Below are 16,619 nucleotides of genomic sequence, written 5' to 3' on the forward strand. Positions count from 1 at the left end.
TCGATAATGCTGTGACCGTGTCCTGTGGAATATAAGGATTGTCTTCATTGCTAAATATATCTTCATTGCTGGCTGCGACAGCAGGGTAGAATTGAGCTCCTAACAGCGTTACAACTATAAGTATCTGAAATAGAATATTTTTGGTAATGGTGCCACCTTCTCAATATAAAAAGGAAGTCCCGTATAAGTAATTTGCTGCATGTTACTGTATGCCACGCTGTATTTTTGAAAAAATAAACAAGTATAGGCTGATTTATCAGCCTACTCCTGATACTTCTAAGAATTTACCTTACTCCTTTTTCCGCAACGCTACAAAACCAGCCAGCAATGCAATAACTATGAACGCAAGAATCCAGAACAGCATAGATGTACTTTCAGCAGGTGCACCTCCATCTTCTGTTGACATTGCCTGAGTGTCATCCTGTGTGTCTTCCATATGATCTGATACTGACTGGTCTCTATCCTCATCAACGACAGACATGTAAGAAACTAGTGGGTCATCATCTTCCGAATCAATAATGCCGTCATTATCAGTGTCCTGGTTGAATGGGTCTGTCCCCATCCTGCGCTCAATGAAATCGTAGAGGCCATCACGATCAGAATCGAGGGGATGATCGTCATCTTTCTTTCCATCTGCAGTAGCTTCAATCCTTTCGGCACCGGCAAGTCCGTACATACTGAAATGGGATACATTGGCCCACATATAGCCCTCGTATTCCACGCCATCGATTATCTCATTGTCCGTATTTATTCCAACACCACTCACCCAGTCCATGTCAGTTGTAAGCTTTTCCCAGTTGCCACTGGTCTCATTGAACCAGATCATTGACAGGGAGGATTCATCAATATCCCCTGCATCATTGCCGTCAAGATCGCCGGTCCTGTCAAGGTCACGGGCAGTATAATAAATGACTATCATAGCCCTCTGGATATTGTTGAAAGTTCCGTTTATGACATTCTCGCTGACATTGATGTCAAGGTACTTCACACCTGATCCGCCTGAAGCCAGGCCATATGTCATGTTTTCAGGAAGTTCGTCCTTGTTGTAATGTGTGAGTTCTATAGAAGGTTTTACAGGATTCCTGAGCTCAACCATAACATAAAGTCCCATCTTATCTATTGCATCTGCCCTGAACTCACTTACAACATCCGGATATCCCATTTCACCGGAATCAGTCTTGAACAGTTCAAGCACCCTGTAATGATCATTCGGATACGGATGTGAGAGCATAACAACAGTCTGGTTATCGGCCCATACATCATACTCGACAGCAAACCTTTCGTAATCGGATGCCTTCATTTCAAGGAGTTTCTCCGGCGTAACGGATGCAAGTATGTTCATAGTGATATTGCCTGCCGTGCTGCTGTCCGTTCCCAGCCTTCCGACAAACAGGATATTTTCTTTATCGCTATAATTGCCGATATCTTCAGGCTGGAAAACTGTCACATTGGTGTACCTTTCAAGGTCATCGACCAACTGCAGAGAATTATCAGTCTCATCGTAACTGACCCATATTCTTTCGGCATTGGTCGCGAATGAGTACGGATCTTCGGAATCGTTCAGGCCGTTTCCGTCAGTATCCCTGTTAGTAGGATCGGTACCGTTGTTGAACTCGAACAGATCCGTTAGTCCGTCACCATCGGTATCATTACTCTTCGGATTCATCCTGTTGTCGACTTCCTTACCATCAGGTATGCCATCCTTATCAGTGTCATTGTTCCTTGCACTGGTATTGTACAGCAGTTCAAGACCGTCAAGTAGGCCGTCGCCATCGGTGTCGGAATTGTTAGCAGAGCCAGTTTCATTGACCTCTGTCTTATCAAACATCAAATCTCCATCTGTATCAGGATTGCGCGGATTGGAACCGAAGTCTTTTTCTTCCTTATCCGTAAGGTCATCTTCATCGGTATCCTCTTTTGTAGGGTCGGAGCCAAAGTCAAACTCTTCATCATCAAAGAGACCATCACCATCAGTATCAACCACTTTCGGATCACTTCCAAAAATAATCTCGGTCATGTCATTAAGGCCATCACCATCGGTATCGTAGTGAGTAATATTTGTTCCAATGGTGAATTCTACATAGTCACTCAGACCATCATCATCGGTATCAACGTCATTCGGGTTGGAAGAACTGTTGAATTCCTGCAGATCGTTCAGACCTTCGAAGTCCGTATCCTTTACAAGAGGCTCACTTTCAACATGAACAGTGTACGTACCTTTTGAACTGGTGAAAGTCACATCCCATCCTGCGGTTTCATTATTGTCAAAGAGACCATCACCGTCGGTATCTATAGTGTCGGATACGTTGCGTGGTGGAATATCCGTTATTTGAGAGAATTTCTGTATGCGGTTTCCAGCAGTTCCCCAATAACGAGATCCTTCGCTGATATAGACATTCTCATCAGCATCAATTGCGATACCTGTGGGATTAGTGAATTCACTATCGTTTACACCGAACTGGCCCCATCTGGTAACGAAAAATCCATCCGAGCTGAATTTCTGAATGTGATGATTACCTGTGTCAGCAATGTAAACATATCCCTTTTCATCAACTGCAAGTGCTTCAGGCCATGAGAAATTGTGATCCGAACCTCCTTCGCTTCCCCATCTCTTAACAAACGTTCCGTTAGGATCGAACTTGAATATACCGTTGTTATGCCAGTCATACCCGTCCGTCAGATAGAAATAACCATCCTGAGAAACGGCCATTGTTGAAAAGCTTTCAAATACCTTGTTTCCACCTGTAAATGTCATGTTCCCGACTAATGTTCCGCTTGAATTGAAAATATCAAATAATCCGCTACGGAGTCCAACATATGGTACACCATTATAGATGTAGATGTGTCCGTCACTGGTAATTCCAAAGCCACGATCCGAGCTTACATTCCATGAAGAGAGGAAACTACCATTTGAATCGAATTTCTGTATGATTTCTGAATAAAAGTTGTTCTCTACGGACATACTTCCAAATGCATAGATATTATCATCCTGATCCACAGCAATATCAATCATATGCAGACTGGAATTTTCACCAGTTATTGGTGTCCATTTGGTAATGAAATTCCCGCTTGAATCAAATTTCTGAATGCGATGATTACCTGAATCTGCAACGTAGACATATCTTTCAGAATCCACTGTCACTGCCACAGGACTGTTGAATTCCCCATCATCGGAACCTTCACTACCCCATTTTGTTTCGAAATTCACATAGGTCATATGTTGCGGGTCGGGTTCATCTGTGATTCCGTCTCCGTTCGTATCTTTTGACATTGGATTCAGGTAACTCCAGTATTCCATCTGGTCACCAATACCATCTCCATCGCTGTCAGGCAAAAGTGGATCGGAGTGGACAGTCATATTGAAAGTATGATTGCTGTAGTTGAAACTGATATCCCAGCCATTGATTTCCTTGAAATCGGACATGTTGTCCCCGTCGGTATCGGGGTCTGTGAGATTCGTGCCGTAGATAAGTTCCATTTTATCATTGAGACCGTCGCCATCCCTGTCTGAACTGGAAGGATCTGAACCCAAAGTGTTTACCTCAAACTTATCACTTAATCCGTCTCCATCAGCATCCCAGCCCCATGGATATGGATCAATATCATTATCAAGACCATCGTAATCGTGATCTTCTGAAGAAATGTGGTACCAATCTGCAAGATCACCAACATTACCAGGAAGGACATCGAAGTAAAGCATATCGATTTCACTTGTCACAGTACCGGTGTCATTCATAGTTGTGTATTTATATCCATTCCAGAAGTCCCACTCTATCCTGCGGTCAGTATATATTACCTTATAGTCAGCATTGAATACAATCGGGACAGGGAAGTTGACGGTACCTTCAACAGGCTCTATCCATGCACCCACCTCATAGGTGGTATTCCTGTAATTCGGATATGATTCGACAGTTGCCACGGTGTTGGTGAACTCACCATAATCTGACTTCCAGTAGGAAACCGGTGTATCTCCTGTCATCCATCGCCTGATATTGTAGTGCGGAACAACATAACTATCCTGGACATCCTTCCAGGTTCCGTCCGCTGTCTTTGTGATAGTCCCGTTTATACGGCTCTTGAAAGTGATCCTGTCACCTGCACTCAATCCGTTGCTGTCATGATCTTCCATATCAAGTGAAGTATCAATTATGTCCAGGGAATACTCCGTGTTAGGATAGGTCTGATGGAATTTGCTCACGACCCATGCCGCAAAGTCAGAGAAACCTAGCCCGAAGAAGCCGAGTATGAAGTCAACAAGGCCTATAAGCCCAAGAATAATGCCTCCTACCAGTGCGATTATCCATCCTACGTAAGGTATGAACCCACATGCAAGGAGGATGACACCAATAGCAAGCATCACAGCAGCGTATGTTATCATAATAGCAGCATAGACCGCACCCTGGAAAGTACCGGTATTCGACCAGCCCTCGCTCATGGCGATCTTAAAGAAACCCCATATGGCAAAACCAACTTCCAGTGCAAATCCTATTACCAGCATAACCACACCGATTACAGAAAGGACTTTACCCAGACTGGATGCACCCTTTGTAATACCATTAGCTATTTTCATAGCTCCATCCCAGCCTTTACTGATAATATTCGCAAGGACATACACCCTGTATGTTACTTCCGCCGTATTGGCAATTATATCTATTAAAGTAGTAGTAGCAAGGAAAGCAGTACTGGTCCATAACTGGACATCACTGACAACGTCTATTGCGTGCTGGTCATTGAAACTAATCAGTGAATCACCAATCTTTGTAACCTTTGACTCACCTGCACTCCAGACGACTGCCAGAGTCATTAAAGATGACAGTGCATCCTCATCTACATTAACCACATTACCCCAATCCTGTAATTCACTTAATATGGAATCAGAATCTGCTGGAGAGTTATCCGCCGTATTATACCAGTTTGTCTTCAGGGTTTTTAAGGAAATGATGGGGTCACCGCTGATATCAATTGAAATATCGTTACCAACTATATGAGAACCTGAATCAATCTCAGAGAGGTCTTTCTTTGCAAAATCATTCTGCAATGCTGTGATTATCGGAAGAACACGGTTATCCGGAAGAGAATCAAGGGCATTGGGTGTCATTCTGGTAGTAAGACCCTGTAGTCCGAGATCACGGTGCTCAAAACTCTCTATATTAGATGAAATAGCAATATTGTGACTGGAAAGTTCCTGTGGCATATCCTGAACAGTGGACTGGTTATTTCTCAGGAATGAATATGCAAGCATGAAATTACTGGCTACACTCTGATTCAGGTCACCGGTGTAGAAAATACCAACATCACTGCCATAACTTTCCTCAACACTGAAACCAGTCAGGGTGAATTTTTCCCTGTATGATACAATAGTGGTGGTATCTGTAATTATCGTAACATTGGTTTCATCCAGGCTGTCTGTCTTCGCCTGCACAAGCCACAGAAGACTTGCATTTACATGAACATCAGTAGTGTTGGACTGGGGATAGAACATCTTTCCTGCAAGGGCAGTTTCCCCTCCTATGCCGTTGACCTGGAAAAGCGGAACATATGCCCTGTTTCCGGAAATACCTATACCATAGTCTTCTACTTCCGACTGTTTCGGAACAGAATCCATTGTAAGCTCAAGCAGAGGGATCAGATGCAAGTCATCTGTGGAATTATCAAGATCCTGCATCGTGCTTTTATTATCATAAGGCCAGTCCCACTTCTGATAGGCAAGTCTTACATGATCAGGCTCCTCGGGAAGAAGCTGGAAATCCATGTAGACAGGATTACCGTTTGTCTTGAGATCAAAATTAAAAGTTTCATAATCTATTGAACGTGCAAAAGGTGAAGGGTCCACATTGTCCTCTACACCATCATCATCATTGTCGAAATCCCATATGTTAGACAGTCCGTCTCCATCAACATCAAGGGATGGTACATCAATCACCTCAAAGTTATCAGCAAGACCATCATAATTAGAATCCAGCTCCAGTGGATCGGAGAGGTAAACCACTGATTCATTATAATCGTCAAGTTGGTCAAAATCAGAATCAGTATTATTAAAATCAGTTCCAAGAACAAGTTCTACGGAATCAGGTAAGCCGTCTCCATCACTGTCACTGGGATCAGTTGTAAGATTTATGAGTTCCAAAACATCCAGTCCATTATCAGATGGAGTCTGGGTTTTTATCTGGGACACCATCGATAAGCTCATAAGGGTATCCTGAGGAATATAGGAATCATCTTCATTGTAAAACAGATCTTCATTACTTGCAGCTACTGCCGGATAAAACTGAGCTCCTAATAATATGATAACAATAAGTAACTTGCATAAAATAGATTGATTAATGCCCACCGTATCACCATATAATGTTGGTGGCAGATGCAATATATAGTTGCTGTTGGCTCAAAATAAAATGAATGAAAAGGTTAATTAAAAGATAAAATACTTAGTTCACCCACACAATTTCAGGTTCTTTTTTAGGGATCTCTCCAGGTTCTGCTAGAGGATAACCAAATACGATTGGTGCAATTACTCTGTAATCAGGTGTAATCCCCAGTTCTTCGAGTAATTCAAGATTGTCCTGGATGAAACATGCCGTACCCACCCAGCAGCTGCCGATACCCATTGAATGGGCTGCAAGCATCATATTCTGTGCGCACATGGAACAATCATAATCCGTGGTGAAACCTGCATTGCTTCCGAGTACAATTACAAGCAAAGGAGCATTGTAGAAGATGTCAAAATCTTCTTTTGCAAGTTCTTTCTTGAACGCTATAGCTGCATCATTTGTAGCCTCGCCTAATTGAGTAAGAAGGCGCGGTTTGCAATAATCGGACATCCGCTTCATCATTTCCCTGTTCTGAATTACAACAAAGAACCAGGGCTGGCTGTCGAAACCGGAAGGTGCATGAACACCGGCATCAATTATCTTCTTGATGTCTTCGTCACTTACCTCCTTATCAGTATATTCACTGATACTCCTTCGTGTCTTTATATTTTCAATTACGCTATTTTTCTCCACACCCATTAGAACAACTCCTATTTTTTTGATTCAAGGAACTCTTGCAGAGATATCTGCATAAGACTGTCCGGGTCCTCAACGTCCTTATGAACATACAGGCCACACCAGCAACGTTTCATTGCATCAAAGTGTTCCCTGTGAAAAGGTATGCAAGGGCATACCAGTTGCATGTCATGTTCCCGCTCACCTGTCAATCCCTGGCACGGGCAAAATGGATGACCTTTCTCCTTTTCCAGCATCACTTCCTGTTCCAGAAGGAAATCAACAAGTTCCTCATCAGGACTATATTTGTAACCCAGAGGATCGATCACCCTCTGGAACATTGTCCTTAACTTTTCTTTACGCTTCTCAGTATCCATCTTTGATCACAACTTGAGTAATTTTGAGTACTTGGCCGGATTGTATCCCACTACGACATCCTCATCGACCTTCACAAATGGAAAAGACATTTCAGAACCATGGGCAAGACAATCATCCTTGATAGCCTTTTTTGTATCATCATCTGCTTTATCGTAATCAGTGTACTCATAGGGAATATCCCGTTCCCTGAAATATTTCTTTGCACGCATGCACCAGGGACAGGTACTAAGAGTATACAGTACCACTTTCTTCACTTGCTTGCACCTCCCATATTTACAAAAACACCGCCATCCATGAGCTTTGTTTCATAGACAGATACCCTGATCTCTTTTGCATCAAGGAACTCACCACTTCGAATATCAAATCTCCAGTCATGGCAGGGACATTTTAATATATACTGTTCCAGAGTACCTTTTGACAGTGGACATTCCATATGAGGACACTTATTGGATATTGCAAAAAACAGACCATCTTTTCTGATAAGGAGCACTTTATCATCTTCAAGTAATAATGCCTTTTTTTCATCATCAGCAAGTTCATCTTCCTTTATTGCAAATATCCATTTACTTTCCTGATTCATAGATACATTCCTGTTGCATATCATGTTAGAACGGCTATCTTGCCATCCTTCACCTGTGTATCGTACACGTTCACTTTTATCTTATCGGATGCTACGTATGCCCCGGTGCGAATATCAAATATCCAACTGTGACACGGACATTTTAGGGAATAGTCCTGCAGGGTACCACCCTCAAGATGACAGTTCATATGTGGACATCGGTTCTCAAGAGCAAACACTTCCCCACCTTTACGGATAAGGAGTAATTGTTTGTCCCCAACATCCATGGGTTTCATTTCACCTTCTTTCACTTCAACATCATTTGCGACTATTACCCACGAAGTCATTTCAGACCTCCTTATGTAACGAACAGTTCAAAGCAGGACAAATATTTCCCCGTCTTCGACCTTGTTCTCATAAGTTTCGAGAGTTGTGCTATCATCTCCGAGATGCTTACCGGTCCTTATATCGTATTCCCAGCCGTGACAGCCACATTTCAGGATATATGCATCGCTGAAAGTGCCCTTGGAAAGACGACAACCCTTGTGAAGACATTTCCCGTAGAGAGAGTATATAGTTCCTTCCTTCTTTGTAAGAAGTACGGGAGTTCCCTTTACTCTGGAAAACTCTATTTTTCCTTCACTCAGATCTTTTTCGTTCATTGCAAAGAACCAGGATTTCTCGGGCATCTGATAACCTCCCATATTAAGCAGGGATTCAAAAATATAAATAATTGTCGTGAAACAATAATAAACATATCAAGACGAGGTATTGTCTACTTTTGATTGTAAGTAACAACAACACTATTGTGTAACGTTGAAACTAAAAGGACATCAACAGTAAAAATCAAGAATAACTGGAAGGAATGGAATTCCAGTTGTCTGGTGCATCTACCGTTCCTGAATCTACATCAATGAAGTATTCATTGTTGTAATAGTACCATACCTCTATCGCAGAATAGTTTTCATCCAGATAATAATAGAAGTCGATATCTTCATAATTATCAGGATACACTATTTCTGAAGTATCATCATCATAGTATGGACCCACAACAGCATCTACTGGAAACCATCCCCCATCCTCATAGACCTCCACCCATGCATGGCCACCGGTACTGGTACTGAACTCCCTTTCACCTATGGCAACCCTCACAGTGCTTTCATCATACTTACCAGAGCCTATAAGCAAAGATGCCAGAGTATTGGCCTGTTCTGAACAGTCACTGACAATCTCGCCTGGCATGGGATTCGAATCGAAATATGGAGTATCTTCCAGAAACTCTGCAGGAGGCAACCATGCATCCTGCTGTCCATTCAATATAGTGTCAGACACCCATATCCATGAAACTGCAGCCTCGTATATATCCTCTGCATCATCAAGGTTCTCATCCCCAAGATAATCTTGAACAGCATCAGCATATGGAGTTACATATTCCTGGACCTGTGAAACACCTCTCGTTTCAGGAGTATTAGCCTGAAGGAAAGAGCTGAGTTCCTCTTTGTCAACCATCTCTGGCAGCATCCATGGAACCGGAGCTATGCGGATATTTTGAGAAGGAATGGTTGAAGAATCAATATTTTTAGGGTCTTGTGAACTATTCTGCATACTTTGTATGTTTTTTGACTCACCCATCGAATTTGAGTCAGATCCAAGAAGTTGAAGCATGTTGAATCCTGGGAACTGACAACTACTCATAAAGGTTATTTTCTGAACTTCAGACCTTATATTATCTGAAACATTTTCTTCAAAAGAAACAGAAGAAGAAGATGTAGTTGCATCATCGTTCTCATCAGACACAGTATAGGCCGAAAACATCAATATCATTACTAGAAAAATAGAAAGTATCGATTTTTCCATAGTATTTCGCCCTATTTTATCACATTATTTCTGTATGATATACTACCTGTATGTTACTTCATTTCATTTAATTTTATCTGAAACCATAATAAATTCTGATTTTATGATGAAATTTGGCTATATGAAGCGTTGTAGCCTCACATAGACCAAACCAATATCCTCTTTTGTGGAGAGGAACTTCACTCGTATCTCAGTGCATCCACCGGCTTCATCTTGGAAGCATTGTATGCCGGAATCACACCCGAAAGAACTCCTATGCCAACGGCTATGGAAATACCCAGCAGCATAAGCTCGGGGGCAATAGTGGAACCCATGGATGAGCGCATCATTGAAATTCCAAGGTACGGCAGCATGGAGGATAATCCGAGACTCAGTATTATACCGAGAACACCTCCCACAAAGCCCACAAGTGCGGAATTTACAAGGAAAATCATGAGAATATCCCTGTTCTTAGCTCCTATGGCCTTCATGGTACCGATCTCTCTTGTCTTTTCCAGTACAGATGTAAACATTGTGTTTGCAATTCCTACAGAACCGACCACAAGGGATACACCTGCTATGGCTCCCAGGAAAAGGGTCATTGAATCCATCATCTCACTTGCGGATTCGGCCGATGAAAGAGAATCAGATACCGTGAAATCCCTGTCATCGTCATTAATAACATGCCTGGAGATCATGAGTTTCTCTTCGACAGCACCCACCACTGTCTCTACATTATCGACATCATCCGCTTTTACGACTATGGAATCATAGACATCATCCTCCGCATCTTCGATGATCTCCACAGCCGAATCTATCGGCATGATGATAGAATTATCGCTTTCACCATCTGCCAGTATACCTACTACTCTGTAAGATTTGCCTTCGATTGTAAGCACACGGTTCAAACCGACTTCCTCATCGAACATTTCATGGGCTATCCTGTAACCTATGACCACTGCATTGTTATCAGTGGTATCCAGCAATCTGCCGGAATCCAGATCATATGTCACAGTGTACTGCCATACCTGGGGATCAACACCTGTCACTGAAAGATCCGCAGTTTCACCCATGAAATAGACTTCCATACCGCTGTCGGATATCTTACCATAAATGTAATCCACATTCTCGACCAGTTTTATGGCCATGATATCCTTATCGGTCAGTTCCGCGTCGGAAGAAGATGAACCACCTCCTCCCCCTCCTCCGGGACCAAATTTACCAAAACCTGACTGGGCCTTGGTGTAACCCGGGGTGATCGTTATTGATGTAAGGTCCATATCGGCAAATCTCTCTTCCATATCTGCTTCCATACTGTCACTAAGTGCCATGATAGTAACAACTGAACCTACACCTATGACAATACCTATTATGGTGAGCCAGCTTCTGATCTTACTGTGAACCAGGATATTTGTAGCAAGCTTAAGATAGGTACTTCGCCTCATTGCTTCTCCTGTTTCAATACATTCCTTTTCAGGTTTCTGAACTGGACACTGAGAGGCTCGTAATTACCTTCTTTGAGCATCTTCCTCTTTCTGTAATTGAAAGCCACAACCAGGGCTACCAGAAGCACAGCACCATACAACAGGTAATTGTTTCCGGATGATTGTTGTTTTCTTCCCGGACCCACGCCTGCTGCTGTGGTCCCACCGGTCAGCTCTTCTACCTGAACCGACTTTTCAACTGAAAGTCTCTGGCCTGTAGAATCAGTATACTCGATAAGAACAAGAAGTTCGTTTCTGGAAGACATTCCCTCTTTCATCGCTGCCTTCTCCTCATCTGTCATCTCTGAAAAGTCGGAGCGTGCCTGTGCGATACCGGAAGAATCTTTTTCTGCGGAAGTCGTTGAGCCTGCCTGGGATATGGCGAATGATGTGATGGTATAGTCTCCCTTTTCAAGGTTACCGACTATTGTTGAAGTACTCCCTGTAGCCAGGAAATTGTCCTGCTCCGGTATTGAAACCTTGACAGAATAAGCTTCGTTGTTACCTACATTTGCAAGGGAAAGGGACACTTCACCCACATCGCTCTCAGAATAACTGAGGTCGAAATCCGTATTGCCTCCTACAAACAAACCTGCCCTGGTTTCTATGGTGTTGGTGTTGGAATCATAGTCCTCAAATTCAAGAGTGATATCAAGCTGATACAATCCCGGGACAGCATTCACATCAGACATTAAGGAATATTCCACTGACACTGATTCACCGACATCAAGGTAACTTATGTATTTGGTATTGGATGAGTATACGGGCAGAATAGTACCTGTAGATTCATCCCATGAAACAGCCATATTCTTTAGCGGAGAACTGCCTGTGTTCGTAATAACGAATTCCATGGGTTCAACGGTTGCAACATCGATATAGGATTCACTTATAGTGACAATCTGGGCATACTCCTTACCCTGTATATCCACATCAACTGTTGTAGACATAGTTGAGTCACTTTCACTGTCACTGACAAGTACATCTATTTCATAGATGTCTTCCGCAACGTCTGCATCAACCTTCAGTTTGAATTTGACAAGAGTTGCATCTTCCTCGTCCTGACGGGCTTCAAGGAAAGATATGGTTTTTGTCAGGGATTCTCCCGATAGCTGAGAGAAAGGATACTCAGGTTCTATCTCAATTGCCACATCTGCCAGGTCCTCGTTTCCTATATTCCTCACACTGAAAGTAAGTTCAACTGTTTCACCGGGTCTTGCCGGGTTTGGGCTCTGGGTCATCAGATCCAGCTCTACACCTGATGCGCTGGCAGACATGGCTGCTGATGCTGTGCTTAATGAGAGGATTAATATTAGTGTCAATAACAAAATTTTTTTCATTTTTATCACATTGCTTCACGGTTTTTTATCTCTATACTGTCTACCATTCCGTCTTTGATGTGGACCACACGATCTGCATACCGTGTAAGATCCGGGTCGTGGGTAATCATAATGATAGTTTTACCCTCTTTTTGATGGAGATCACTCAAGAATTCAAGAATGTAATTTCCGGTTTCGCTATCCAGGTTCCCCGTTGGTTCATCAGCGAGGATGACCTTGGGATCAACTGCCAGAGACCTTGCAATTGCAACTCTCTGCCTCTGCCCACCGGACAACTGGGAGGGGAGGTTGTACTTTTTATCAGAGAGACTAACGACATTAAGCAACTCTTCCGCCCTTTTCCAGGACAAATCCGGATCAGCTTCCTGGAATTCAAGAGGAAGCATCACATTTTCGATTGTATTCAATGTAGGAATCAGGTTGAATTGCTGGAAAATAAAACCTATAAGCTGACCTCTGATCTGGGCTAGTTCTGATTCTTGCATTCTGGAAATATCCCTGTTATTCAATTCCACAATGCCTTTGCTTGGAAGGTCCAGGCAGCCCAGGAGGTTCATCATTGTACTTTTCCCGCTTCCACTGGGGCCGAGTATAACGACAAATTCACCATGGAGAATCTCCAGATCAACATTTTTCAAAGCCGCAAATTCGACCTCACCCATCCTGTATATTTTCCAGACATCAGTAAGACGCATGAGAGTATCGGGATTGTTGCCTGAAGACTTGTTTACCACATTCGTTTCATCGATGACATTCTTAACAGTCTCAGTATAATCACCATAAAACCTGTTTTCCAAATTAGCTCTATCAATGAGATTCTTAGCAGTCTCAATATAATCGTCTGAAGACTTGTTTTTCACATTCGTAAAATTCCCGTCCATAATTTACCTCAATGCGTGGCACTTTAATTTAAATATAAAATATATAATTAGTATTTAATACATATACCTGTGCAACTAATACACAGAGAATATATTAATCAATCTTCCCTTATCGGAGATATTTGCAGCAAACGATCAATTTGCCCAATATCCAGTTTCCTGTACAGAGAGGAAATGACATGTTCAGAAACATTTGTCCAATTCTGGCTTGAACGATCAGCGTTCCATCCATTGAATTTTTGCTGTGTATTATTATTGTTCTTCATTCATCCTCCAATTTCGGATAAGAGACATCTGCCGGATAGGGGCAGACATCCCTTAAACGAAGGGATGGTTGGTTGTTGGTATGTCGGTGACACCGGACCAGATGTGGTTGGGGGTTTGGTGGCACCTAGTTTTGGTGGTACCCACCAGGATTTTTAATCGGTAGGCAATCATCAATTAACCAGTTTTGAATAAAAGCATACTTACTTCAAAAAGGCAAAAAAAGAACAATATTTAAAAAATAAAGCTTTATAGAGATTACAATAGAAATTATAGAACATATAAAACAATAAAAAGCTTATTAAGAATTATTAAGAATTTTGATATTGATTCGAACGGGTAATATACATAATAACACATAAAAGATTAAATAATGACATTTTGATATAGAATATCTGTACCATGAAAAAATCATATTGTAATTTGCAGAGAGACAATTACTCTTCAGATTCTACCAGGAAAAGTACATTTCCACGCCCTTTCTTGAACTTCTGTATCTTTCCCCTCTTTTCAAGGTCAAGGAGCATGAGACTGACCTTGCCTTCTGAATATTTCAAACGCTTACGCATATCTTTCTGGGTCATCCTGCCACCCTGGGACTTGAGTATGTCAAGGATTTCCTGAAGATCGGCAGGCACCGGTTCATCAGAATGAATGGGAAAAGGTTCTTTTTTTGATTCTGCTAAGGGGATATTCACAACTTCATCAATTGTTTCACTTGCTGTTGTGGAAGTGTCTTCTTCCGGCACCACTTCCTGCTCTTCTTCTACACTTTTATCAGTTGCTGTTTCTATAAGCACTGGCGATACATGTAAAAATTCTTCAATTTTTACTTTCTTTGATGGAAGAGACTTTTGTGGTTTCCGTTTGATCTGGACTACCAGAATAAACATAAGAATAACTACAACAAATATAGCCCCAATAAGAATAGAATTGTTTCGTAATGTCGTTTCTGCACTACTTACAGTTTCCTCACCAGTGCTGGAATATGATGGCAAAAGCAGAAGATCTAAAACATAACTCCCCTCGTCTGAAACTACGATCGTATCTTCAGCAGAGTAGGTAAGTTGATCATCTTCGTAATAACTTGCAGTGATGTGATAACTACCGTTTGGTAATTCAAAGGAGTAAACACCATACTTAGCCACCATCGACTGCGAAGGAGTTGAATTTACCTCTATTATTGCATTGTCAAGAGGTTCGAATGTGCTCCATTCATAAGCCACACCATGTACAGTTGCAATACTTGAAGCTGCAGTAACGCCTGATAACAGCAAAATCATGGCAATACAAACTATGCAGGATAATACTCTCATGTCATACAACCTGGTTTTTATGTCAGTCACTCTCAAATATTGGTTTTGCCCAGACAGTTCCTATTCTACTGGATGTACCATCATCAAAATAATAGGTTCCGTTGCCAATCAGCTCGACTTCACCTGTACCAATTACAAGAAGACTCATTCTATCAGCCATTATCGCAACGGAAAAATCAGAACCAGACAAGGATGTATTCCCTTCTACCTCTACATATGAAATCATAATATATGGTTTATTGTGATCAGGTGTTCCGTCCTTTTCTTGGAGAACTTCCTGCTTGTAGTCTTTTTCCATATCAATTGATATATCTCCTGCAAAATCAACTACTGAGAACTTACCTTCGGACAAGAAGAAACTTGTATCAAGGTCACCGGACAATATTACAACACCGCTACCTTCAGCTACCAGACTACTATTACCAGATAATATCACGGGACCAGGAAGATATGTTTTTATCTTGTCGAATATGTGTTTAAGTTCTGAATTTGCACGAACGATACTCTCCTTTGATAATTTTATATATTTCTCTTTATCTGAATTTACGGAGGAGGTTTCAGCCTGTACAAGATAACCCCTGGACTCAGACACAAGAACATCATACTCATCCACCATCTGGTCGAGATCCTGAACATCATTACCTTTCTCATTCAGACGTATGATTACAATATCAAGACGTTCCACCATCGCCTCTGCCTTCTCAATATTGTCTTCGAGTATACTTTTTTCATCCGCATTAAAAGAATACGGAAACATGTAGATAAGGACCATTTCTCCTTTTTGTGGCTCTTTTATATCAAAAGGAGGAGGAAACAATTGAGAATACCGTTCATGTCTTTCATCAGGATATTGTTGCACATCACCAAAATTCACCATGCCTGAAATAACAACTAGCAGCATGAGGAATATCAATATTATCAGAGGCATCTTTTTCATTGATGATCACACCTTTGGGAATACAAGCAACAAATTACCAGATCCTATTCAAGGACAGTAAACAGAGATCAAAGCATCTTAAGCACTACTTTCATTTAATATATTCCACATATATTTAAATGCATGCTCTTGTTGCAGGTAATGAACTTAATGATTACTACTTGCAAATTGAATACGCTTAAATTGCCAACCGCTTAAAAGTAGAATGAGTCCATATGAAAATACTTAATTTGATCACCTGTATCGATCAAGAGATGCACTTATTGCAGGCATCCCTTAAACGAGAAGGGTTGGTGGTACGATGGTGGCACCTTGGTTGGATGTAATTAGGGGGTTGGGGGGATAAGGTGCCACCAAGTAGGGGTGGTGTCTGCCATTATATTATTACTGACAGACAATTCCCCCATTAGCATTCTTAAATAAAAGGATACTTACTGGAAAAGAAAGAATACACATCAAAAACAGATAATAAACCTTTATAAGACCTTTGATTCAGATAATAAATACCAAAACAGAATCTAATAAGTATCAGGAACAAATATAACTTTCTAACCGGAAAAAACAGCATATATAGATTGATTTATTGTAACTATTCAGCCTGATAAAAACGCTATCAATAACAATCTTGACAAAAAGTTGAAACG

At 41.6% G+C, this 16,619-nt stretch carries 14 protein-coding genes; all 14 read right to left on the reverse strand.

What is annotated here, in order from left to right:
- Positions 1–289: 289 nt before the first annotated feature.
- Positions 290–6,331: a hypothetical protein gene (locus tag V7O67_RS15030; RefSeq protein WP_406670413.1), complete on the reverse strand. Its 6,042-nt coding sequence runs from the start codon at positions 6,329–6,331 to the stop codon at positions 290–292.
- Positions 6,332–6,425: 94 nt separating this feature from the next.
- Entirely contained in the window at positions 6,426–7,007 is a 582-nt protein-coding gene (locus V7O67_RS15035) for a nitroreductase family protein (RefSeq protein ID WP_406670415.1), read from the reverse strand.
- An 11-nt stretch (positions 7,008–7,018) separates the two neighbouring features.
- Positions 7,019–7,360, reverse strand: coding sequence for a ferredoxin-thioredoxin reductase catalytic domain-containing protein (locus tag V7O67_RS15040; protein WP_406670417.1), 342 nt, complete (start codon positions 7,358–7,360; stop codon positions 7,019–7,021).
- Positions 7,361–7,366: 6 nt separating this feature from the next.
- Positions 7,367–7,615 (reverse strand): glutaredoxin family protein, encoded by a 249-nt coding sequence (locus V7O67_RS15045; protein ID WP_406670418.1) that lies wholly within the window; start codon positions 7,613–7,615, stop codon positions 7,367–7,369.
- Positions 7,612–7,941, reverse strand: coding sequence for a Rieske (2Fe-2S) protein (locus V7O67_RS15050; protein ID WP_342304062.1), 330 nt, complete (start codon positions 7,939–7,941; stop codon positions 7,612–7,614). The genes V7O67_RS15045 and V7O67_RS15050 overlap by 4 nt, the downstream gene beginning before the upstream one ends.
- A 20-nt stretch (positions 7,942–7,961) precedes the next feature.
- Positions 7,962–8,267 (reverse strand): Rieske (2Fe-2S) protein, encoded by a 306-nt coding sequence (locus V7O67_RS15055; RefSeq protein ID WP_342304061.1) that lies wholly within the window; start codon positions 8,265–8,267, stop codon positions 7,962–7,964.
- Positions 8,268–8,294: 27 nt separating this feature from the next.
- Complete coding sequence (locus tag V7O67_RS15060) at positions 8,295–8,609, reverse strand: Rieske (2Fe-2S) protein (protein ID WP_406655564.1); 315 nt, start codon at positions 8,607–8,609, stop codon at positions 8,295–8,297.
- Positions 8,610–8,766: 157 nt separating this feature from the next.
- Complete coding sequence (locus tag V7O67_RS15065; protein WP_406670420.1) at positions 8,767–9,735, reverse strand: transglutaminase-like domain-containing protein; 969 nt, start codon at positions 9,733–9,735, stop codon at positions 8,767–8,769.
- 221 nt (positions 9,736–9,956) lie between these two features.
- On the reverse strand, positions 9,957–11,201 hold the full coding sequence (locus V7O67_RS15070; RefSeq protein ID WP_406655566.1) for an ABC transporter permease: 1,245 nt from the start codon (positions 11,199–11,201) through the stop codon (positions 9,957–9,959).
- Positions 11,198–12,577, reverse strand: a complete 1,380-nt coding sequence (locus V7O67_RS15075; RefSeq protein ID WP_406655567.1) for a COG1361 S-layer family protein — start codon at positions 12,575–12,577, stop codon at positions 11,198–11,200. Before V7O67_RS15075 ends, V7O67_RS15070 begins: the two co-directional genes overlap by 4 nt.
- 5 nt (positions 12,578–12,582) lie before the next feature.
- A complete protein-coding gene (locus tag V7O67_RS15080) occupies positions 12,583–13,458 on the reverse strand; it encodes an ABC transporter ATP-binding protein (RefSeq protein ID WP_406670421.1) in 876 nt (291 codons plus the stop codon).
- Between the two features lie 98 nt (positions 13,459–13,556).
- Positions 13,557–13,724, reverse strand: a complete 168-nt coding sequence (locus V7O67_RS15085; protein ID WP_342304056.1) for a hypothetical protein — start codon at positions 13,722–13,724, stop codon at positions 13,557–13,559.
- Positions 13,725–14,159: 435 nt separating this feature from the next.
- On the reverse strand, positions 14,160–15,068 hold the full coding sequence (locus tag V7O67_RS15090; protein WP_406670422.1) for a helix-turn-helix transcriptional regulator: 909 nt from the start codon (positions 15,066–15,068) through the stop codon (positions 14,160–14,162).
- On the reverse strand, positions 15,061–15,975 hold the full coding sequence (locus tag V7O67_RS15095) for a hypothetical protein (protein WP_342304054.1): 915 nt from the start codon (positions 15,973–15,975) through the stop codon (positions 15,061–15,063). The genes V7O67_RS15090 and V7O67_RS15095 overlap by 8 nt, the downstream gene beginning before the upstream one ends.
- Positions 15,976–16,619 lie beyond the last annotated feature (644 nt).

Origin of the sequence: Methanolobus sp. ZRKC4 (genome assembly GCF_045291305.1) — an archaeon.
Lineage (GTDB): Archaea > Halobacteriota > Methanosarcinia > Methanosarcinales > Methanosarcinaceae > Methanolobus.